Source organism: Sodalis sp. dw_96, from assembly GCF_018449575.1.
GTDB lineage: Bacteria > Pseudomonadota > Gammaproteobacteria > Enterobacterales > Enterobacteriaceae > Acerihabitans.
In genome coordinates this window covers 1-21,690 of the sequence record NZ_JAAVUT010000025.1, presented here as the reverse complement: position 1 = coordinate 21,690, position 21,690 = coordinate 1, and the positions used below count along the sequence as shown (strand labels likewise).

General features: G+C 52.5%; 19 protein-coding genes, 1 tRNA gene and 1 pseudogene. 10 read left to right on the top strand and 11 right to left on the bottom strand.

The genetic code is table 11. From position 1 onward, the window contains the following. Positions 1-217 precede the first annotated feature (217 nt). Positions 218-1,375 carry a DUF4765 family protein gene (locus tag HB631_RS23625; RefSeq protein ID WP_213993630.1) on the top strand — a complete coding sequence of 386 codons (1,158 nt, stop codon included), beginning with the start codon at positions 218-220 and terminating at the stop codon, positions 1,373-1,375. A 66-nt stretch (positions 1,376-1,441) separates the two neighbouring features. Here the strand turns inward: HB631_RS23625 and HB631_RS23620 are convergent, their stop codons facing one another. Continuing rightward, complete coding sequence (locus tag HB631_RS23620) at positions 1,442-2,317, bottom strand: D-hexose-6-phosphate mutarotase (protein ID WP_213993629.1); 876 nt, start codon at positions 2,315-2,317, stop codon at positions 1,442-1,444. 208 nt (positions 2,318-2,525) lie between these two features. Then, on the bottom strand, positions 2,526-3,524 hold the full coding sequence (gapA, locus tag HB631_RS23615) for a glyceraldehyde-3-phosphate dehydrogenase (RefSeq protein ID WP_213993628.1): 999 nt from the start codon (positions 3,522-3,524) through the stop codon (positions 2,526-2,528). Positions 3,525-3,874: 350 nt separating this feature from the next. Between gapA and msrB the strand changes: the two genes are divergently transcribed. Further along, positions 3,875-4,288, top strand: a complete 414-nt coding sequence (gene msrB, locus HB631_RS23610) for a peptide-methionine (R)-S-oxide reductase MsrB (protein WP_213993627.1) — start codon at positions 3,875-3,877, stop codon at positions 4,286-4,288. Positions 4,289-4,363: 75 nt separating this feature from the next. Continuing rightward, positions 4,364-4,642: a DUF1315 family protein gene (locus HB631_RS23605; protein ID WP_213993626.1), complete on the top strand. Its 279-nt coding sequence runs from the start codon at positions 4,364-4,366 to the stop codon at positions 4,640-4,642. Between the two features lie 67 nt (positions 4,643-4,709). Here HB631_RS23605 and pncA read toward each other — a convergent pair whose 3' ends face one another. The 3 genes from pncA to sppA form a co-directional block, all read right to left on the bottom strand. After that, the gene (gene pncA / locus HB631_RS23600; RefSeq protein WP_213993625.1) at positions 4,710-5,345 is read right to left on the bottom strand and encodes a bifunctional nicotinamidase/pyrazinamidase; all 636 of its coding nucleotides are present in this window, start codon (positions 5,343-5,345) and stop codon (positions 4,710-4,712) included. Next, positions 5,342-6,376: an asparaginase gene (gene ansA, locus HB631_RS23595; protein ID WP_213993624.1), complete on the bottom strand. Its 1,035-nt coding sequence runs from the start codon at positions 6,374-6,376 to the stop codon at positions 5,342-5,344. Before ansA ends, pncA begins: the two co-directional genes overlap by 4 nt. 114 nt (positions 6,377-6,490) lie before the next feature. Beyond that, positions 6,491-8,341, bottom strand: coding sequence for a signal peptide peptidase SppA (gene sppA, locus HB631_RS23590; protein ID WP_213993623.1), 1,851 nt, complete (start codon positions 8,339-8,341; stop codon positions 6,491-6,493). A 249-nt stretch (positions 8,342-8,590) separates the two neighbouring features. Between sppA and HB631_RS23585 the strand changes: the two genes are divergently transcribed. Together HB631_RS23585 and HB631_RS23580 are read left to right on the top strand one after the other, a co-directional pair. Beyond that, on the top strand, positions 8,591-9,142 hold the full coding sequence (locus tag HB631_RS23585; protein WP_213993622.1) for an NAD(P)H nitroreductase: 552 nt from the start codon (positions 8,591-8,593) through the stop codon (positions 9,140-9,142). A gap of 48 nt (positions 9,143-9,190) precedes the next feature. Further along, entirely contained in the window at positions 9,191-11,122 is a 1,932-nt protein-coding gene (locus tag HB631_RS23580; protein ID WP_213993621.1) for a DNA topoisomerase III, read from the top strand. Between the two features lie 118 nt (positions 11,123-11,240). On the opposite strand, the gene xthA is transcribed toward HB631_RS23580, so the two are convergent. The 4 genes from xthA to HB631_RS23560 form a co-directional block, all read right to left on the bottom strand. Continuing rightward, on the bottom strand, positions 11,241-12,050 hold the full coding sequence (gene xthA, locus HB631_RS23575) for an exodeoxyribonuclease III (protein ID WP_213993620.1): 810 nt from the start codon (positions 12,048-12,050) through the stop codon (positions 11,241-11,243). Positions 12,051-12,209: 159 nt separating this feature from the next. Next, a tRNA-Tyr gene (locus tag HB631_RS23570) sits at positions 12,210-12,294 on the bottom strand. Between the two features lie 181 nt (positions 12,295-12,475). Next, positions 12,476-13,324: a formyltetrahydrofolate deformylase gene (gene purU, locus HB631_RS23565; RefSeq protein ID WP_213993619.1), complete on the bottom strand. Its 849-nt coding sequence runs from the start codon at positions 13,322-13,324 to the stop codon at positions 12,476-12,478. Positions 13,325-13,393: 69 nt separating this feature from the next. Next, on the bottom strand, positions 13,394-13,858 hold the full coding sequence (locus tag HB631_RS23560; RefSeq protein ID WP_213993618.1) for a YchJ family protein: 465 nt from the start codon (positions 13,856-13,858) through the stop codon (positions 13,394-13,396). Positions 13,859-14,315: 457 nt separating this feature from the next. Here HB631_RS23560 and rssB point away from each other — a divergent pair, with 457 nt between their 5' ends. From rssB to HB631_RS23540, 4 genes are all read left to right on the top strand, one after another. After that, positions 14,316-15,329, top strand: coding sequence for a two-component system response regulator RssB (rssB, locus tag HB631_RS23555; protein WP_213993617.1), 1,014 nt, complete (start codon positions 14,316-14,318; stop codon positions 15,327-15,329). A gap of 210 nt (positions 15,330-15,539) precedes the next feature. Beyond that, positions 15,540-16,448: a UTP--glucose-1-phosphate uridylyltransferase GalU gene (gene galU, locus HB631_RS23550; RefSeq protein WP_213993616.1), complete on the top strand. Its 909-nt coding sequence runs from the start codon at positions 15,540-15,542 to the stop codon at positions 16,446-16,448. 46 nt (positions 16,449-16,494) lie between these two features. Continuing rightward, positions 16,495-17,838 carry a UDP-glucose/GDP-mannose dehydrogenase family protein gene (locus tag HB631_RS23545; protein ID WP_213993615.1) on the top strand — a complete coding sequence of 448 codons (1,344 nt, stop codon included), beginning with the start codon at positions 16,495-16,497 and terminating at the stop codon, positions 17,836-17,838. A gap of 7 nt (positions 17,839-17,845) precedes the next feature. Next, entirely contained in the window at positions 17,846-18,856 is a 1,011-nt protein-coding gene (locus HB631_RS23540) for an NAD-dependent epimerase (RefSeq protein ID WP_213993614.1), read from the top strand. Between the two features lie 360 nt (positions 18,857-19,216). Here the strand turns inward: HB631_RS23540 and hns are convergent, their stop codons facing one another. Then, complete coding sequence (gene hns, locus HB631_RS23535) at positions 19,217-19,624, bottom strand: histone-like nucleoid-structuring protein H-NS (protein ID WP_132921376.1); 408 nt, start codon at positions 19,622-19,624, stop codon at positions 19,217-19,219. A 562-nt stretch (positions 19,625-20,186) separates the two neighbouring features. On the opposite strand from hns, the gene HB631_RS23530 reads away from it, so the two are divergent. Next, complete coding sequence (locus tag HB631_RS23530; RefSeq protein WP_213993613.1) at positions 20,187-20,819, top strand: thymidine kinase; 633 nt, start codon at positions 20,187-20,189, stop codon at positions 20,817-20,819. Between the two features lie 558 nt (positions 20,820-21,377). Here the strand turns inward: HB631_RS23530 and HB631_RS23525 are convergent. Then, positions 21,378-21,690, bottom strand: a pseudogene (locus HB631_RS23525) (bifunctional acetaldehyde-CoA/alcohol dehydrogenase); the annotation flags it as partial.

The window sequence follows — 21,690 nt, the reverse complement described above, 5'->3', positions numbered from 1 at the left end:
GCCGGGCGGATCTGCGCGGCGTCGAATTTTCATGGCATTGATGAAATATTTAATTAACGGAAAATCAAACGCTTTTTATATAACTACGGGTTATGGTAATTGAGTACGGGCATGCTTGGCATGACGGCACCTGCCCGCCTTAGGCTATTGGATGGATGATCTCGAGCGATGGACGCGAGAAAAACCCCGTGCCGAATAATGATGAAAACGGTGAGATATGCATTCACTCATTGGCTGTTTGTCCTCTTCCCGCCCCTCTACCGCATTGCATTCATCGGTTATTCCTTCCTGGGAGACCGAGGCGTACGGCGCATATATGGCGAAGCGGTACCCGCATGACAGGGTATTGGACTGGCAGGCACGCAATCCCGCGTGGTTACGTGTTCAACTGGATCAGATTGCGCGGGAAGAGGAGAGGATCATGGGCTCCCTCGCCCTGTATGATAAGTTTTTCCTGCCTGCCGAGCGCGCCATTGAAGCGGCGGTAAATGAGCAACTGATGGAGATTTACCGAATCAGCCGGACATTCCGGCGGTTGTTCAACCGGTGGAAAATCATCAGCGATAGGGGAGATGCGCCCGGACGCTGGCAATTAATGCCCGGCGAGAAAGACGCCGTTTCATCTCATTACGCTACCCTGGAGTGGTGCGGGCTGGTGCGAGAAGTGGACGGGCTTCAGCAAGCCTGTTATCCCATCAGAGGGCGAGAGGCCTGTGAAGGACGACAACTCCTTTTATATCAGATGATTTGGGCGTTGATGCAAAGTCTCAATGCCACTGAGGCGGAACGCTGGGCCGGCGCATCAGAATATGCCAACCTGATCATGCGGGAAATGGCATGGACCTTTCCCTCACGTCTAAGCTACATGTCAACGCTGGTCATTTCCCATGGCATAAGATGCCCTGTCAGTGTCAAAACCCCTTTGGCGGGAAAAGGCCCGACGATCGCGGCCTTTCCCTCTGTTCTGCAGCAGGCAACCGGGCAAAATAACAGGAAAGTTATGCCGGAGCATGTCCTGCGATGGAGCGCCATGGCGAAAGACGGGCGTTTGCCCTGCGGTGACATGTCCCTGTATGCCAAGCAGAACGGTGTGACTCTCCGCGCCCTCAGACGGTACGTTGGGGCAAGCGGGATATTGACCAACCGTGGCAAAATCATGGCGGCGCAGTCGTCAGCCCCGATGGATGAAAAACAGTTGGCATCCTATGTGCGCGCCTGGCTGGACTTGCCCGAAGAGGAGCGCTGGACCGCCGGCCGCCAGAAAGGATATGTCAGGGCTAGAGGACTCACGCTCGGACGCTGGCGGCACTATGTGAGTAAGGACGGGGTGCTGACAAACCGGGGAATATCATTGCTGGCGCGCACGGGGGAGTAATGGGAGCGGGGTAGCATGAGTGTCATGAATTACCGTCACGTCAGCCAGCACTACCCCGGACAGAGATCAGGCCTTACGCAGGCTGATTACCGTAGACAAACGGGATGGGGCTGACGGCGCGGTCACCAGCGGGTCGTTTACGCGGGCGGTCTCGACGCAGACATAGGTCTTGTAACCTTCATCGGGGATATCGCCTATTTGCTTCGCCAGCTCGGCGCCCGGATTCCAGGCCACCACATCGCTGTGATTGTGATGATGTATCTCGATAATACGTTTAAGCAGCGGATCGTGAATCTGGCTGACCGATTCAGGATGGGTATAAACACGATCCACCTCTTCTCCGCTGAAGCTCAAATCACCTTTTTGCGTCGCGGTAATGCCGTTTTTGACCTTATCAATATAGCTATTGCCCAAACCGCCGAGACTGACCTTGGCAATGTCGCCGATATTGAAATAGCTGTGCAGGGCGGTGGTGTTCTGGAAATCTCCCTGTGCCTCAAGCTCGACGCTGCAGGTCTTGCCCAGGACAAATGTGGCGGTCAGGGTGAAGGGTTTCGGCCAGTATTGTTCGGTGGCGGTGCTGTCATGCAGCGTCAGGCTGAGGGTGACTTGCCCATCGTCTTCCTGATGTTTACTCAGCTGCCAGGGCAATATACGCGCAAAGCCATGATTCGGACTGGCGACTTTGCCGAACCAGGGCCAACAGATGGGGACGCCGCCGCGGATGGCTACGCCGTCTTTGAACGCGCTGGTTTCGCTTAGCCACAAAACCGGCTCTTCCCCGGCGGGTTGCCAGGCGATGAGATGGGCGCCCTGTAATGTCACCGCCGCCCGCACCTGGGGATGATCGATGACGATTACCGGCAGTTGATCCAATTGTCGCAGGCTGACCGATGAAGAGAGCTGTTCTTTAACGGGTAACGCAAAAAGAGTGTCGTACATATTCGGGCCTTATTGAAATGAGGAAACGGATCAAATAAAAAGGGCGACATCACTGTCGCCCCTTACTCATTCTGTTATACCCGTCATACTTCAAGCTGCAGATACGTTGGCTATCCTCGCTCACCCCAGTCACTTACCTGCGTAAGCTCCTGAGGTTCGCTGCGTTGCCGCCTTCCTGCAACTCGAATTATTTAGGGTATATCGGCAATTATTTCTTGGCGATATGGGAAATCAGATCCAGTACTTTATTGGAATAACCGGTTTCGTTATCGTACCAGGATACCAATTTAACAAAGTTTTTGTTCAAGGCGACACCGGCTTTGACATCAAATACGGACGTCAGCTTTTCACCGTTGAAATCGGTGGAAACGACGTCATCGTTAGTATAGCCCAGGATGCCTTTCAATTCGCCTTCGGAGGCTTCTTTCATCGCGGCGCAGATTTCTTCATAGGTTGCGCTTTTTTCGATGCGGGCGGTCAAATCCACGACGGATACATTCGGGGTCGGAACACGGAAAGCCACGCCGGTCAGTTTACCGTTCAGCTCGGGGATAACCTTACCCACGGCTTTTGCCGCGCCGGTAGTGGACGGAATGATGTTCTGGGATGCGCCGCGGCCGCCGCGCCAGTCTTTGTGGGACGGGCCGTCAACGGTTTTCTGGGTAGCGGTGGTGGCATGCACCGTGGTCATCAGGGCTTCCACGATACCGAATTTGTCGTTCAGTACTTTAGCCAGCGGCGCCAGGCAGTTGGTGGTACAAGATGCATTGGAAACGATATCCTGGCCGTCATAGGACTTGTGGTTGACGCCCATAACGAACATCGGCGTATTGTCCTTGGAAGGACCGGTCAACACCACTTTCTTCGCGCCGGCGGTGATATGCTTACGGGCGGTTTCGTCGGTCAGGAAGAGACCGGTGGCTTCTGCGACTACGTCGACGCCGATTTCTCCCCATTTCAGGTTAGCCGGATCTTTCTCTGCGGTAACACGGATAGTTTTACCGTTTACAACCAGATGGCCGTTCTTGACTTCCACGGTACCGTTGAAACGGCCGTGGGTTGAATCATATTTCAGCATGTAAGCCATGTAGTCAGCATCTAACAGGTCGTTAATTCCGACGATTTCCACATCGTCACGTTCCTGCGCAGCACGGAAAACAATGCGGCCGATACGGCCAAAACCGTTGATACCTACTTTGATAGTCATATATTCCACCAGCTATTTGTTAGTGAATAAAAAGTTGCTTGTAAATTTACAAAAACCTCACGCAGCGTCAAGCGGAATCGTGTCAATAGTTGCTACAAATCAAACCCAACAACATCTTTTGAACGTTTAACGTTCGTTCCGCTGCCTGCTCAGCTACGAATAATATGAGGCCGATCGCCCTCAATTAAAACTGCACCTGGCAGCTAAATGTGAAATGCATCACACTTACCGCTCACGTTGTTTCTCGTTCCCTAGTTTAAGCTAAAAATGTCTCCGATGTTGTTAATTATTTGTTATAATAACTTGATTTGAACCTGCCTTTTTCCCTTAACCGTCCGAGGAACGCACTTATGGCTAAAGACGAAACGATACGGCAGCCCACGGACCCGCTGACCGAGATGCAACGGTATGTCACCCAGCAGCGGGGCACCGAGCCGCCCTACAGCGGTAAATTACTGGAGAACAAGCGAACCGGGCAGTATCACTGCTTGGTCTGCAATGCGCCGCTGTTTTATTCTGAAAGCAAATATGACTCCGGCTGCGGCTGGCCGAGTTTTTATGAACCGGTAAGCGATACTGCGGTCCGTTATCTGGACGACGACTCCCACGGCATGCACCGGGTGGAGATCCGTTGCGGAAATTGCGACGCTCATCTGGGGCATGTTTTTCCTGACGGCCCGCAGCCTACCGGCGCCCGTTTTTGCATCAATTCAGCCTCGCTGCGTTTCAAGGATAAGGATAGCGGCGAAGAGATCAACGGCTGAAATCCAACAGCCACGTTTTAGCTTTAACGATTCAGCTAATTATTCCTTTGAGGGCATCATGTTAAGGAGACTGTCATGGATGTCGATGCGTTAATGGCCACCCTGACCCCGGAAATCTACCAACGGTTGCTGACGGCGGTGGAACTGGGAAAATGGCCTGACGGTAATCGCCTTACCGAAGAACAAAAAGAGCATTGCCTGCACATTGTCATGCTGTGGCAGGCCAGAAATAATCACCGGCCGGAACATATGAGCATCGGCACCGACGGCAACATTGTGATGAAAAGCAAGCGGGAGCTGCTGGCGGAATTGACCGGTGAGCCGCCGGATATTTATCGGACCAAAGCGGATTAAGGTGTGGTTGAAGCCTTATGCCTCCAGACCGGGCTGACGCGAAACAGGGATGTTTACCGCCGCCCCTCTAGAAGCCGGCGGCAAATTCCGGCAGTGTGATAAGCCCCGCCCCACGGCGGTGCATCTCCGCCAGCGCCTCGGCGCTGTCGCCGGGATGAAGGTCCACGCCACGGCAGCCATCGACGATGACGTCCACGGCGTAGCCCATCGAGAGGGCATCCAGCACGGTATAATTCACGCAATAATCCGTCGCCAGGCCCATGATGGAGAGGCTATGGACCCCCAGGGACTGCAGGTAATCATGCAGATCGGTCCGGGCGCGATGGCCGTTATCATAAAAGGCGCTGTAGCTGTCGATATTGGCCTGGCGGCCTTTGTATATGCGCTGGAGGATGCCTTCGGCGTCCAGATCGGGATGAAGTTGCGCCCCAAGAGTATCCTGTACGCAATGCACCGGCCACCATACCTGGGGCAGTCCGTCAAGCAGACCGGTTTCACCCACTCGTCCGCCGGCATTCACGGCGAAACTGCCGTGGTTAGACGGATGCCAGTCCAGCGAGGCCAACACCGGTATGTCTTCCCGCCGGCAGAGCGCCATGGCCTGATTCGCCACCGCGATGACTTTATCGCCGTCGGGAACCGCCAGCGAGCCGCCCGGACAAAAATCATTCTGTAAATCAATCAGCAGTAAAGCTTGTTTCATTCCATCTCCCCTCTCTGATCGTCGCCGGTGAGCTCGCCGCGAAGATCCTGCTGCATGATGTGTCGAATCTCCTCGGCGCAGAGCGATTGGCTGAGCAGATAGTGCAGTTTGGTCAACGCCGCCTCCACCGTCATATCGAAGCCGCTGATGACCCCCGACCGCGCCAGGGCGTTACCCGTGGCATACCCCCCCATATTCACCCGGCCGGAAAAACATTGGGTCAAATTTACCACCACGCTGCCGCGGGCCACCGCCTGCCGCAGCTCATCCAGTAACGCCGGATGCTGCGGCGCGTTGCCGACGCCGTAAGAGCGTAGGATCAGCGCTTTTACCGGCTGTCGCAAAAAGTTGCCCACCACATCGGCGGAAATACCCGGATACAGCGTGACCACACCCACCGGCTGCGGCGTGATGGGATGGAGAATCAGTTCGGCGCCGGGGCGATGGGGCAGCGGCGGCGCGACAGGGCGAATATGAATCCCGGCTTCCAATAACGGCGGCAGGTTGGGGGAGGCGAAGGCGTCAAAACCATCCGCATGGGCTTTAGTGGCGCGATTACCGCGAAACAGCTTGTTGTTGAAAAACAGGCTGACCTCGTTTACCGGATAATGGGCCGCAAGATAGAGCGCGTTCAGCAGGTTGGTCTGGCCGTCGGATCGCAACGCTTCCAGGGGGATTTGGGAACCGGTGACGATCACCGGTTTGGCCAGATTTTCCAGCATAAACGACAGCGCGGAGGCGGTGAAGGCCATGGTGTCGGTACCGTGCAGAATGACAAACCCGTCATAGCTTTCATAATGTTCCGCCACGTCCCTGGCGATATGCAGCCAATCGTCCGGGGTCATGTCGGAGGAATCAATCAGCGGGGCGTATTCATGTACGGTGAAATCGGGCATTTCCGGGCGATAGAATTCCGGCATCAATGCCAATTGGCGCTGCAGATGGCCCGATACCGGAATATAGCCGTTATCGGAGCGTTGCATCCCGATGGTGCCGCCGGTATAAGCGACATAAATGGATTTTTTTTGCATGAGACAAGGCACGGTCTGTCACGGGGCTATAGCGTCAATTATACGGTCCCGCGGCAATAACACCAGTCCCATACCATTGAGCGCCGACGACGTTGACCGCCGCCGGCGATGTCGCTATTGAATGTCGCCGCAGGACAGGCAATAGGCATAACGGTTTTGCGGATCGTTCAGGTTGGTCAGCAAGCCCGGCTGTGCCGAAAACAGAGCGGATATCTGACTGGCCGGCGCGGGCAGCCAGGCCTGGATAGTCGCCGGCAAACGGGCGTAAATCGAGGCGCTGGTTTGCGACAGCACCAAATCAATCAGGCTGGGTTCCTCAATGTACCAATTGAGGTGGTATTGCTTTAACTTTGCCAGTTCGGCGGCTTTCGCCACGGCATCGTCGAAATCACCCAGTTGATCCACCAGGCCGTTGGTTTTGGCGTCGCTGCCGATCCAGACATGGCCCTGGGCGATTTTGTCCACGTCTTCCGGCGTCTTGTTACGTGCTTTACCCACCAGGGTGATGAAGTTTTTATAGCCGTTTTCGATGTTCATCTGCATCATTTGGGAAAATTCCGGCGGCAAGGCTTTGGTGATGGCCAAATCCGCCAAAGGCGAGGTGGACACTCCGTCGGTATGTACGCCAATGCTGCCCAGCGTGTCCTCAAAGGTATTGATGACGCCAAAAATGCCGATGGAGCCGGTAAGCGTACTGGGTGCGGCGATAATGTAATTGGCCGGTGTGGAAATCCAGTATCCCCCTGACGCGGCCATACCGCCCATGGATACCACTACCGGTTTGCCGGATTCACGTGCCGCTTCCAGTTCCGAACGTATGAGTTCCGAGGCGCTTACGCTGCCGCCGGGGCTATTGACCCGGAATATGATGGCTTTGATATGGGGGTCTAGCCGGGCATCGCGGATTTGGCCTGCGGTGGTGTCGCCGCCCACCGATCCGGGGGTTTCCGGTCCGTCGATAATAGCGCCGTCGGCAAAGATAACCGCGATCTGATCGCCTTTATCCGATGGCGTCGGCATCTGGTAATCATACATGCTGACGGCATTTATGCTTTTTTTCTGCTTGTTCCAACCGAAGGTCTTGGTGAGCTCGGTTTCGATGGCATAGCGGGAAGCCACGGTATCCACCCATTTATTGTGCAGGGCAAACTGCGCGGTATCCCCGTCGACGGCCTTCAGGTCCGCCAGCATCACAGGCGCGCCGGGGAACAGTTGCTGCGGTGTGACCTGCCGGTTGGCGGCGACGGTATCCACATAATGTTGCCATATCTGGCTCAGCCAACGGGTATCCGCATCGCGGGCCGCCGGCGACATGTCGTCTCGCAGGAAGGGTTCCACCGCCGATTTATAGGTGCCCACGCGGAAAATGTGCGTATTTACCTTCAGTTTGTCCAGCAGGCTCTTGTAATAGAGATTATTGGTGGCGAGGCCGTGCAAATCCACCGCGCCTTGCGGGGTCAGGTAAATCCTGTTGGCGAAACTGGCCAGATAGTATTGCGACTGATTGTAGCTGTCCCCCACGGCAAAAATCGGTTTGCCGCTGTCGCGGAATTCACGCAGCGCCTTGCCGATATATTGCAGCGAGGTCGGATCCGCCCCGGCGAAATCCTTCAGGGAAAGCACCAGGCCGGTGATGTTTTGATCCCCTTTGGCCTGCCGCAGCAAATTCACCAGATCAAACAGGGAATTTTCTTGCAGACGATTGCTGGAGGCGCCTAATAATTCACGGCCTATTTGGCGGAATTTATTGTTCATCGACGGTTTTTCAACCACTACGCCGGTGAGATCCACCAGCAGCGCGCCTTTGCCCGGTTCCGGAGCGGAACGGTGCACCTGCAGGTAAATACCGACGCAGACGACGATGATAAAAATCAGAAACAGGTTAAGGATAAATTCGCGTATAAAATTCAACAAACGCCAGGCCCAACGAAACGGGCTGGATATTATTCGCCACAATGTGCGCATGTGCTCTCCATAAAACAACCTCGTGCAGGATTCGTATTGTAAAATCTAGCCATGGCGCGGGCGATCGACCCGTGTATGGCTCATTATTCGCTCGCAATGGCGATATTTCTTCATTGTCAGGTATCCTAAAGATCCGCCCGCTAAATGTCAGCATGAAAAAAGATAAAAATTCGGTAAAAAAGCGTCATGCTGTAACCGTCGCCGGGCATATGCTAACGTTAGAACCATGCATAACAACAGGAGTAAGTAATGGATGCACTAGAACTTTTGTTAAATCGTCGTTCCGCATCTCGGCTGGCTGAGCCGGCCCCCACCGGTCCCATGCTGGATAATATCATCCGCGCCGGTATGCGTGCGCCGGATCATGGCACATTACAGCCCTGGCGCTTCGTTATTATCGAGGGGGAGGGCCGCACGCGTCTGAGCGAACTGCTGCATGCATCCGCCCTGAAAACGGGAATGGATGAAAAGGGCATCGAAAAAGCCAGGCAGGCGCCGTTCCGGGCCCCGTTGATTATAACGGTTTTGGCCTGGTGCGATACACAAACCAAAGTTCCACGCCTGGAGCAGGTGATTTCCGCCGGCTGCGCGGTACAGGCGATGCAGATGGCGGCATTGGCCCAGGGTTTTAACGGAATCTGGCGTACCGGTCTGTGGGCGACGCAGCCGGACGTTAAACAGGCGTTCGGCTGTCGCGAGCAGGACGAAATCGTCGGGTTCCTCTATTTGGGTACCCCGCAGTTGAAAGCTTCCACCACCATTCTCCCTCCCGATACCGAACCTTTTGTCCGTCATTTCTGACCCGGAGAGCGTAACATTTCCAGCAACATTTTTGTTCCATGGTGAGAAATGCAGCTTTATATCGCTGAAAAACCCAGTTTAGCGCGTGCCATCGCCGATGTGCTGCCGCAACCCCACCGCCGGGGCGACGGGTTTATCGCCTGCGGCGAGAATCATATGGTGACTTGGTGTATCGGGCATTTGCTGGAGCAGGCCCAGCCCGACGCCTACGATGGCCGCTATGCCCGCTGGTCGCTGGCGGATTTACCCATAGTGCCGGATAAATGGCGGTTACAGCCCCGCCCGTCGGTTCAGAAACAGCTGAATGTGGTCAAGCGGCTGCTGGAGGGAGCGTCGGAGGTTATTCATGCCGGCGACCCGGATCGCGAAGGGCAATTGTTGGTGGACGAAGTGCTGGACTATCTGGCGTTGGACGGTGAAAAGCGCCGTAACGCCAAGCGTTGCCTGGTGAACGATCTTAATCCGGCGGCGGTGAGCAAAGCGGTAAGCCGCCTGCGGGAAAACCGTGAGTTCGTGCCGTTATGCGTATCGGCGCTGGCGCGCGCGCGGGCCGACTGGCTGTACGGTATCAATATGACCCGGGCTTATACTCTGCTGGGCCGTAACGCCGGCTATCAAGGGGTATTATCGGTGGGACGGGTACAAACGCCAGTGCTTGGTCTGGTGGTCCGCCGCGATGAGGAGATTGAGAATTTTGTGGCGAAAACCTTTTTTGAGGTTAAAGCGCACATAGTGACACCGTCACAAGAACGGTTCGTTGCCCTTTGGCAACCCAGTGAAGCCTGCGAATCCTACCAGGATGAGGAGGGGCGGCTGCTGCATCGGCCGCTGGCGGAGCATGTCGTGGCCCGCATTGCCGGTCAACCGGCGGTGGTCACGCTCTTCCAGGATAAACGGGAGTCGGAAACACCGCCGCTGCCGTTTTCCCTGTCGGTTTTGCAAATCGAAGCGGCAAAACGCTACGGTATGAGCGCACAGCAGGTGTTGGATTTGTGTCAGCGACTCTACGAAACCCACAAGCTGCTTACCTATCCCCGTTCCGATTGCCGTTATTTGCCGGAAGAGCATTTTGCCGGACGGCAGGGGGTGTTGAACGCCATCAATGCGCATATGCCTGAGCTGATGGCTCAGGCAACCCTGGATACGACGCAAAAAAATCGCTGCTGGGATGATAAAAAGGTGGATGCGCACCATGGCATCATCCCCACCGCGCGCAGCGGCAAAACCGCCTTGAACGAGGATGAGAAAAAAATTTACGCCCTGGTCGCCCGGCAATACCTGATGCAATTTTGCGCCGATGCGGTATTTCGGCGTTGTATCATTAATCTGGATATCGCAGGCGGCAAATTTGTCGCCAAATCCCGTTTTTTGGCGGATGCCGGCTGGCGCACCTTGCTCGGCGCCAAAGAGCGTGATGAGGAAAACGACGGTACGCCTTTACCGGTGGTGACAAAAGGGGATGAATTATTGTGCGAATCGGGAGAGGTGGTCGCCAGGGAAACGCAGCCGCCCCGGCCGTTTAATGATGCGACGCTGCTGTCCGCCATGACCGGTATCGCCCGTTTCGTGCAGGACAAGGAGTTAAAAAAAATCCTGCGGGCCACCGACGGGTTGGGCACCGAGGCCACCCGGGCCGGTATTATCGAATTATTGTTCAAACGGGGCTTTTTATATAAAAAGGGCCGCAATATCTTTTCCAGCGAAAGCGGCCGCGGTTTGATTCATGCCTTGCCGGACAGTGCGGCAAGCCCGGATATGACCGCGCAATGGGAGTCCACCTTAACCAAAATCAGCGAGAAACAGTGCCGCTATCAGGATTTTATGGTGCCGCTGACCGAGACGCTGCGCGGATTGATTCAACAGGTGCGGCAACAGCCGCCGCCGCCGTCACTGCGCGGTTTACCGTCGGCCGCGGCGATCGGCGCCAAGGCCGCCAAGCCCAAGCGTCGTGCGCGAAAACCCGGTAAGGCGGCAGAGTAAACATTAGCTACCGGCGCGTTTCGGCCTGAACCGGCTAAGCCGTACCATCATGAGGCTTATACGGCGGGTAAGAGACGTTGTCACTTTGACGCGTTAAGCGCCGGGTTATTGCCGATTGTCACAGGGCAAAATCCACCCAGATCGGCGCATGATCCGACGGTTTTTCCATGGCGCGGATATCATAATCAATGCCGGTGGCCAGACAGGTCTGCGCCAGCGGTTTCGAGGCCAGCAGCAAATCGATGCGCAGGCCGCGATTTTCATCAAAACCACGGGAGCGATAGTCAAACCAGGAGAATCGATCGTTACACTCGGGGTTGCGGCTGCGAAAGGTATCCACCAGGCCCCAGTCCAGCAGCCGACCCATCCATTCCCGCTCTTCGGGCAGGAAGGAGCATTTGCCGGTGCGCAGCCAGCGCTTGCGGCTCTCTTCGCCGATGCCGATATCCAAATCGGCGGGACTGATGTTCATATCCCCCATCACCAACAGCAGTGAGGATTCAGCATGGTGATTTTGTTGGATATAGTCCTGCAAATCCTGATAAAAACGAGCTTTAGCCGGGAATTTAACCGGATGATCGCGGCTTTCCCCTTGGGGAAAGTAGCCGTTCACCACGGTAAGTATGCCTTTTTCGGTGACAAAATCAGCCATGATGATGCGCCGCTGCGCATCGGCATCATCACCGGCAAACCCCCGGCGAATGGCCAACGGCTGCTCACGGCATAACAGCGCCACGCCGTAGTGGCCTTTTTGTCCATGATAAAAGACGTGATAACCATGCCGTGCCACCTCTTCCAGGGGAAACATATCGTCATGAACCTTGGTTTCCTGCAGGCCAATCACATCCGGACGATGCTGCTCGATGATTGCGCTTAACTGATGGGGTCTGGCACGCAGTCCGTTGATATTAAAGGAGACAAACTTCATTTTTTGCGCCATAACGGGGGGTTTCAATGATGGTAGCAGAAAAACGACGTCATTCAAACGGCTCCGGCTCGAACCTTGGTCGAAGGTTCTCATCCATCCCCCACTGGGGAATATGTTGAGTTTTGAGTCGGTGAGGATATTCGGGGGTGTTCTTTAAGATGGTGGTGGGGGAAGGATTCGAACCTTCGAAGTCAGTGACGGCAGATTTACAGTCTGCTCCCTTTGGCCGCTCGGGAACCCCACCTTATGCATAAATATCGCATCAAGCGGGGCGCATCATATCAAATAAGACGCGGCTGTAAAGAAAAAATAATCGGGAAATTATCCACTTGCCGATTTTTTCGACATAGGGTGGGAAAACCGCTGAAAAAGGGGGTCGGGAGGGGAGACCGGCCGCGAAAGCGGCGGCCGGTTGTTCAATCCGCCTAAAAAATGATGGTCCGGTTGCCGTAAACGAAGACTCTTTGGGCCAACACACGGTATAACGCGCGGCTCAGCACGTTTTTTTCAACATCCCGCCCGGCGCGCATCATATCTTCCGCGGTATAGGTATGGTCAACGTTGATCACGTCCTGGCAGATTATCGGACCTTCGTCGAGATTATCATTCACGTAATGGGCGGTGGCGCCGATGATTTTTACGCCCCGTTCATACGCCTGTTGATAGGGACGGGCGCCGATAAAAGCCGGTAAAAACGAATGATGGATATTGATCACCCGATTAGGATAGTGGCGCACGAAATCCGGCGTCAGAACGCGCATGTATTTCGCCAGCACAACATACTCCGGCGCATAGGCGTCGATTTGCGCCATCATGTGCGCATCATGCTCTTCGCGGTTGAAACCGTCATGACTCACCAGGTGAAAGGGAATCTCAAAACGTTCCACCAGGGTACGCAGGGTATCGTGATTACCGATAACCGCGGCGATATCCATGTCCAATCCGCCAAAAGCGCTTTTCATCAGCAAATCACCCAGGCAATGCGCTTCCTTGGTGACCAGCACTACTATCCGGCGACGTCCGGCATCATTGAGTTCCCGTACCGTGCCTTTCGGTAAGACCCGATCCAGATCCGCCAGCAGGCGCTCATCGTCAAACCGGCCTTCCAATTCGGTGCGCATAAAAAAACGTTCGCTGCGGTGATCAACGTACTCGTTATTTTGCACGATATTCAACTGATGATTGAAACAAATGCTGGTGATTTGAGCTATCAGGCCCTTCGCATCCGGGCAAATGGTGCGTAGTATTTTTCTTTGAACTATTTGCGACTGCATTGACGTGCCAATCCTATACCAACTCATGAATCCGTTGTAAAAAAAGCGGACAGATGAAATCCCGCCGGGTTATTGCCCGCAACATTTTTTGTATTTTTTACCCGAACCGCAAGGGCAAGGCGCATTTCTCAGGGGCTGCTGATGTATGCCGTCGATATAATACCAGCGTTCGTTCAATTGGACAAAGCGTGAGCGTTCATGAATAAATCCGGGTCGCCGGGTATGCCGGTCATAAAAAACCGCGATGAATTCCACATAAGATTCATGGCTATTTTTGCCGGCACGTTCATCTTTAATGGTGAGTCCTTTCCACTGGGTAACAGGAAAATGAGCGGTTATATCGTCTCGCCATTGTTCAGCATGACAATCGGGGTGCCAGGTCGCTATTAAATAGTCAAGATTTTGCAATACATAAGCGCTATAGCGGGACCGCATCAGTTGAACCGGCGTCAAGGGATAGCGGGTACCGCTGATAAACGGACCGCAACAGTCTTCAAAACCTAAACCGCTGCCACAATGGCATGGAATTTCCACAAAACTCCTTAGTGATAACCCTAAAAATCAGATGATAATAGACTTTACCTGATACCCATTACCGGGTCATTGAGCATTGTGGAACAAAAAGCGGAAATGTTGATTTTGATCATTGCAAAATACGTCATCGTTATATTCTTAAACTCCACTTATTTCAAGGAAATGGCCGATTTCCCTTGTCACGGGCTAGGTAAACAGCCATGATTTTGCCCGGATAAGATGCATTTTTACCTAATGGCTACTACGCTCCTTACTTAGGCAAGAACATTTTTGCGTTCTCGTTAAGGTTATCCGGCCAGTTATAGAGTAAGGGGTAGCAGGGAAAATGGACCCAGTTTTTGGTTGAATGTGTGATTGAATAATAATGAGTGACAGACTAATCAGCCCCTGACATTTCTTATAAGTAAAAGTGGTGAGACTGAGCCACTATTAAGCTGATTGGAATAAGGGGTCTTTGATGGCAAAGCCGTTAATAAACAAACAAATATTAATTGTTGAGGACGAGGCGGTATTCAGGTCAGTGCTGGCCCAATTCCTGCAATCGATGGGTGCCGAAGTCCATGAGGCGTCTCATGGCGGGGAAGCATTGAACATGCTGCCTTCCACGCGTCCCGATCTGATCATTTGCGACCTGGAAATGCCCGAAATGAACGGGCTGACATTTGTAGAACGTTTTCGTGCGGTTGATGCCGCCACTCCGGTACTTGTGGTGTCAGGTACCGATCAAATGACCGATATTGCTAAGGTGCTGCGCCTGGGCGTGCAGGATGTTTTGCTCAAACCCCTTGATGATTTTGGCCGCTTGCGGGAAAGCGTGCTTGGCTGTCTTTATCCTGATATGTTCACGTCGCAAGTGGATGAAGAAGAACAATTATTCCAGGATTGGGATGCATTGAGCCAGCATCCCGGCGCTGCCGCCAAGCTGCTAAAACAGTTACAACCGCCGGTGCAGCAGAACATCGCCCGCTGCAGGGTCAACTATCGGCAGTTGACCATGGCTGAACAGCCGGGCCTGGTGTTGGATATCGCTGCGCTGTCCGAGCATGATTTGGCTTTTTATTGTCTGGATGTTACCCGTGCTGAAGAAAAAGGCGTACTGGCGGCCCTGCTGCTGCGGGCACTGTTCAATGGCTTGCTGCAGGCGCACATCGCCAACCGCTCGCACCGGTTGCCGGAATTGTCCACCCTCCTGAGGCAGGTAAACCAGCTGTTGCGCAAGGCCAATCTGGACGGACAATTCCCCTTGCTGGTGGGGTATTATCATCGCGGACTGAATAATTTGATTCTGGTGTCGGCGGGTTTGAACGCCACGCTCAGCGCGAATAACCATCAAATCCAGGTCAATAGCGGTGTGCCGCTGGGCACCATGAACAACGCCTACCTGAATCAGGTCAGTGAGCATTGCACCGATTGGCAATGTCAGGTCTGGGGTGCCGGCGGACGATTAAGGTTAATGTTATCTGCTGATTGAATTCCGGCGGCTGAAGGTCACCGCCGGAAATGGGGTCAAGATCTATCCAATCTATTCTTTTTCAATATCTTATAAAAATGGGTAATTGTCCTATTTTTTTGTCAAACGTCGCCTTACTTCGCGCGCCAACAGTCTAAACTGGTATACTTATCTGGTTTAATTTTAGATAAATGAAATTTTATTATCGTGACGAAGTGAGAGAGGTGGTTGATGTCTTCTATTAATACAAATACCAAAGTCAGAAAAGCGGTAATCCCGGTGGCGGGATTAGGAACTCGAATGTTGCCTGCCACTAAAGCCATCCCTAAAGAGATGCTACCGCTGGTTGATAAGCCCCTGATTCAATATGTGGTAAATGAATGTATCGCCGCGGGCATTAATGAAATTATCCTCGTGACTCATTCATCTAAAAATTCCATTGAAAACCATTTTGATACCAGCTTCGAGCTTGAAGCAATGCTGGAAAAACGGGTAAAACGGCAATTACTGGCTGAAATCCAGGCTATATGTCCGCCGCACGTGACCATCATGCAGGTTCGTCAGGGCTTGGCCAAGGGCTTGGGCCATGCGGTGCTATGCGCGCATCCTCTGGTGGGCGACGAACCGGTGGCGGTGATATTGCCGGATGTTATTATTGACGAATTTGAATCTAACCTGAAAAGCGATAATCTGAGTGAAATGCTGGTCCGCTTCGCCGAAACAGGCCACAGCCAGATTATGGTTGAGCCGGTTGACGATGTGACCAACTATGGCGTAGTCGACATCCAGGGCAAAGAACTCCGGCCCGGTGAAAGCGCACCCATGGTCAATGTGGTTGAAAAACCCACCGCCGAAGAAGCGCCGTCCAATTTAGCGGTAGTCGGTCGCTATGTTCTGTCCGCCGATATTTGGGCCCTGTTGGAAAAAACCCCTCCGGGAGCCGGCAATGAAATCCAGCTCACCGATGCCATCGCCTTGTTAATGGAAAAAGAAACCGTTGAGGCGTACCACCTTAAAGGCCTGAGCCATGATTGCGGTAATAAATTGGGCTATATGGAAGCTTTCGTTGAATATGGTATTCGTCATGAAAGTCTTGGAAAAGAATTCACCCAATGGCTCAAAGAAACCATTGTAAATTAATACACTTATATTTTATAAGGGTTAAATTTCAACCAGGATATTCAACATGAAAGTGACTGTTTTTGGTATCGGCTATGTTGGTTTGGTGCAAGCGGCTGTTTTGGCGGAAGTCGGTCATGATGTTCTTTGTGTGGATGTCGACGAACAGAAAGTGGAAAACCTGAAGAAAGGGAATATCCCGATTTTTGAGCCTGGTTTGACACCGCTGGTGCAGCAGAATTATGAATCCGGCCGGCTGAAATTTACCACCGATGCCGAGGCGGGCGTCAGGCACGGCATAATGCAGTTTATCGCCGTAGGCACTCCTCCAGACGAAGACGGCTCGGCGGATCTTAAATATGTCACGGCAGTGGCGCATACCATTGCTCAATTTATGGATGATCATAAAGTTGTGCTGGATAAATCCACCGTGCCGGTGGGTACTGCGGATAAAGTTCGCGCCGTCATGCAGGAAACCCTGCGGGCCCGCGACAGTAAGCTGACGTTCGATGTGGTTTCAAACCCTGAATTCCTCAAAGAAGGTGCCGCGGTTGCCGACTGCATGCGTCCGGAACGTATCGTGGTGGGCACAGACAATGAAGAGGTAGTGGAATTATTGCGGGAGCTGTATGAACCCTTCAACCGCAATCACGACCGGATGATCCTGATGGATATCCGCAGCGCCGAGTTGACCAAATATGCGGCGAACTGCATGCTGGCCACTAAAATCAGCTTTATGAACGAAATTTCCAATCTGGCGGAATTGCTCGGGGCGGATATCGAGAAAGTGCGGCAGGGTATCGGTTCCGACTCCCGTATCGGTTATCACTTCATCTATCCTGGCTGTGGCTACGGCGGTTCCTGTTTCCCGAAAGATGTGCAGGCGCTGATTCGGACTTCCCAGCATATCGGTTATCAACCGAAATTGTTGCAGGCGGTGGAAGATGTAAATTATCAGCAAAAGAGCAAGCTGCCGCAGTTTATCAAGCGCCATTTCGGTGAAAATCTGCAGGGCAAGACTTTTGCCTTATGGGGCCTCTCCTTTAAACCGAATACCGATGATATGCGTGAAGCCTCCAGCCGGGTTTTAATGGAAACATTATGGCAGGCCGGCGCACAGGTACAGGCATTCGATCCTGAAGCGATGAATGAAACCCAGCGTATTTACGGGCATCGTAGTGACTTAAAATTAATGGGTACCAAAGAATCCGCGTTACAGGGGGCAGACGCCCTGATCATTTGTACCGAATGGCAGAATTTCCGCGCGCCGGATTTTGATATGATTAAATCCATGTTAACGCAGCCGGTGATTTTTGACGGACGTAACCTGTATGATCCTGAACGTTTGGCTAACCGGGGTATTGTTTATTACGGCATAGGCCGGGGAGCTTCGCTTACTTCCTATAAGTAGAGGTTACATGAAATTTCTGGTAACCGGTGCTGCGGGCTTTATTGGTTTTCACGTCAGTGAGCGTCTGCTCGCTGACGGCCATCAGGTCGTTGGTATCGATAATCTTAATAATTATTATGATGTGCGCCTCAAGGAATCCCGCCTCGAGAGATTAAAAGATAAGCAATCCTTCAGTTTTTATAAATTGGATTTGGCTGATCGGCAGGGAATGGCCGATCTTTTTACCCAACAGCGGTTCCAACGGGTGATACATCTCGGCGCTCAGGCCGGCGTCCGTTATTCTTTGGAGAATCCCCTCGCCTACGCTGATTCCAATCTTATCGGACATCTGAATATCCTGGAAGGGTGCAGGCATACACAGGTAGAGCATTTACTTTATGCCTCTTCCAGTTCAGTTTACGGATTAAATCGTAAAATACCGTTTTCCACCGACGATTCCGTGGATCATCCGGTGTCGTTATATGCGGCCACGAAAAAGTCTAATGAATTAATGTCACACACTTATTCACATTTGTATCAGCTTCCCACTACCGGTTTGCGGTTTTTTACCGTTTACGGCCCATGGGGACGACCTGATATGGCATTATTCAAATTTACCGAGGCTATGCTCGCCGGGCGTAGTATTGATGTCTATAACCATGGTGAAATGCGCCGCGATTTTACTTATATAGATGATATTGTCGAAGCAATAATTCGTTTACAAAATCTTCTTCCCGTGGCGGATACGTCTTGGACGGTTGAGCAGGGATCCCCTGCCGCCAGTTCTGCCCCCTATCGTGTATATAATATCGGCAATAGCCAACCGGTTAAATTGATGGAATACATACAGGCGCTGGAAAAAGCGTTGGGCATTACGGCCGTAAAAAATTTAATGCCGATGCAAGCAGGTGATGTTCTGGAAACCAGCGCCGACACCGAGGCCTTGTATAAGGCGATTGGTTTTAAACCACAGACGGCGATAGACGCAGGAATAGGGCGCTTTGTCAGTTGGTATCGTCATTATTACCACACCAATTAACTGATTGTGACAATGTAAGCCTGGTAGACGTTAAAAGCGACCTTATGGCCGCTTTTAACGTCTATGGGACTGCAATTTTATTCATAACGCTGCCGCGGCCTTCGCTCGGTGGCAATTAGCGGTTAGACCGGGGAAACATCGGCATAGGAAATCATTGCTCTGCTTACAATTTATACGCTTATAGGCTGTAGAGCGCGTTAATGACCGGAGATGAAAAACATTACGACTATAGCCGAAAGAGTGAACGGATACAGTTGGCTGGAATTCGGCGGGATGGTTAAAAATTAACCCAGCAGAGATGATAAGAAAAACGCCCGCTGAGTATTCAAACGGGCATTTTATAATAAAGGGTATATACGATTACAGCAGGAAATCGTCCAGCGTTTTGCCTTCATCTTCAATAGACTTTTTGATGACAGCAGGAGTACGGCCTTGGCCGGTCCACGTTTTGCTTTCACCATTTTCATCGGTATATTGATATTTAGCCGGACGAGCTGCACGCTTGGTTTTACCAGTAGCTTTAGATGCGCTCATGGTTTGCAGCAATTCATTCGGATCAATACCGTCGGCAATCAGCATTTCACGATATTGCTGTAATTTGCGCGTACGTTCTTCGATTTCAGCCTGTGCCTGGCTGTCTTCCTCGCGGCGCTCATTGACGACTACCTCAAGTTTCTCCAGCATTTCTTCCAGAGTTTCAAGAGTACATTCTCTGGCTTGCGCACGCAGAGTTCGGATGTTGTTAAGAATTTTAAGTGCTTCGCTCATTGTCCTAATCTCGAATAATATAATGGGGCGTCGGAGTAATAATAGAGCGGTAGTTTCTTTTCTGCAATAGCTAGTTTGTAAGTAAGGTAAAAAATAATCTTTTTTTTTAACCACACTGCCCGACAGCGCTAAATATATGCTCTTTGCCAGGTAATGACAAATTGATTCACTATGTTGCGTTTTTCCACCTCACCCGTTAATGGAGTGCATATTGCACAGCGCGTTTCATTATAAGCCATGTTTATATCGTAGAAAAAATTTGCTTTTTTATAACCAATGTTTAGACCCAGAGCGCGATCGTGGCTATAGCGTTCACCTTCCGCGTCACACTTCGGGCAAATGTTAGGTGATGAAGGGTGGGCATTTGGTAATGATTCATTAAGGTGGGAACGTAATTTAAAGACAACACCCCACGGGGCTAATTACTGGTCGGCTGCGTCGTTTGCACCGCTTGACGTTGTTAAACATCATGGGGTGCACCGCTCGGCCCGTGGGTTAAAGTTTATGATACACTAGGTGTCTTATTTATTATGTCGTTGATTTTTTCCGAAGAGAGGGGCTGATGGCTCAACTTTATTTTTATTATTCTGCGATGAATGCGGGTAAATCCACTGCACTCCTGCAGTCCTCGTATAATTATCAGGAGCGTGGCATGCGCACCCTGGTATTTACCGCAGAAATAGATAATCGTTTTGCCCACGGTCAGGTCAGTTCCCGTATCGGCCTTTCCTCACCGGCCGAGCTCTATCGGCCGGATACCGATTTGCTGGCGGTTGTTCGCCAGTCCCATGAGCAGCAAACCCTTCACTGCATATTAGTGGATGAAAGTCAGTTTTTAACCCGTGAACAGGTTGCCGGCTTATCGGACGTGGTGGACTTTCTTAATATTCCGGTCTTGTGTTATGGGTTGCGCACCGATTTTCGCGGCGAGCTGTTTCCCGGCAGCCATTATCTGTTGGCCTGGGCGGATAAGCTTATTGAGCTGAAAACCATTTGTTATTGCGGTCGCAAGGCAAACCGGGTGATTCGCCTGGGTGAAGACGGGAAACCCCTGCATGACGGCCAGCAGGTGGTTATCGGCGGCGAGGATCGCTACGTGTCGGTATGTCGCAAACATTTTAAGCAGGCCATGGTGGAAGATAAACCGGTGCCGGGTTACAGGTCACTCGCTCCGTCCACTACCGGTCAATCTTAGCCGCCTCGCGGCCGACCGAATTTTTAGCTCGGGCTTTTGCTGCCGGCAGCCGTGTAAAGGATCACTCCCAAGGGGGGCTTTATATGCGCTTCAGAAAGCCGTGGCGAGGTTTTCAGTCTTCGGTGGGGTCATCGCACCGTCCCTTAATGTCACCGCGCTGTCGGCCATAATATAGGGTATTTTAAAATTTTGCCCTTGAACGTCGGCGTTCGGTGTTCGACATTCGGTGTAAGCGGCGGCGGGCACTGGCTGCTCTGTTCCAAAGCTGGACTTCAGCTGTGATTTTGCAGGGCGTGGCGCGTTTGACAGGTTAGGAGTGGATGCATCGGCCAGATGGCGTTTAAAGGCCCGCAGCGAGGCGTTTAGAGCGCTAAAGCGGTCAGGTGATGGCCGCTTCGACCCGGCCTCAGCACGGTCTCCCTTTGACACGCCCGCTTCAAGCTTTCTGTGTGAAGTATTTTGTTCGTTCCGCATAATAAATCAGGCCCCAAAAGGGGCCTGATGTGTTTCCCCCGAACAGCGGGGGACCATGCTTAACGCGGGAATTTATAGCCGCGATCAGCTGGTCACTTTTTTGCCTTTCTTCTCGGTTTTCGCTTCCGCAGACGCCGCTTTCACAGCATCGGCCGGAAGGGCCGGCGCATTGGCCACCGCGGCGGCATTTGCGAAGGGCTCAACGAATTTACGTCCGTAGTAAGTATCCAGCAGGATCTGCTTCAGTTCGGCAATCAGCGGATAGCGCGGATTGGCGCCGGTACACTGGTCATCAAACGCATCTTCGGACAGCTTATCAACTTTCGCCAGGAAATCCGCTTCAAGCACGCCGGCTTCACGTATAGATGTCGGGATACCCAAATCGGCCTTGATTTCG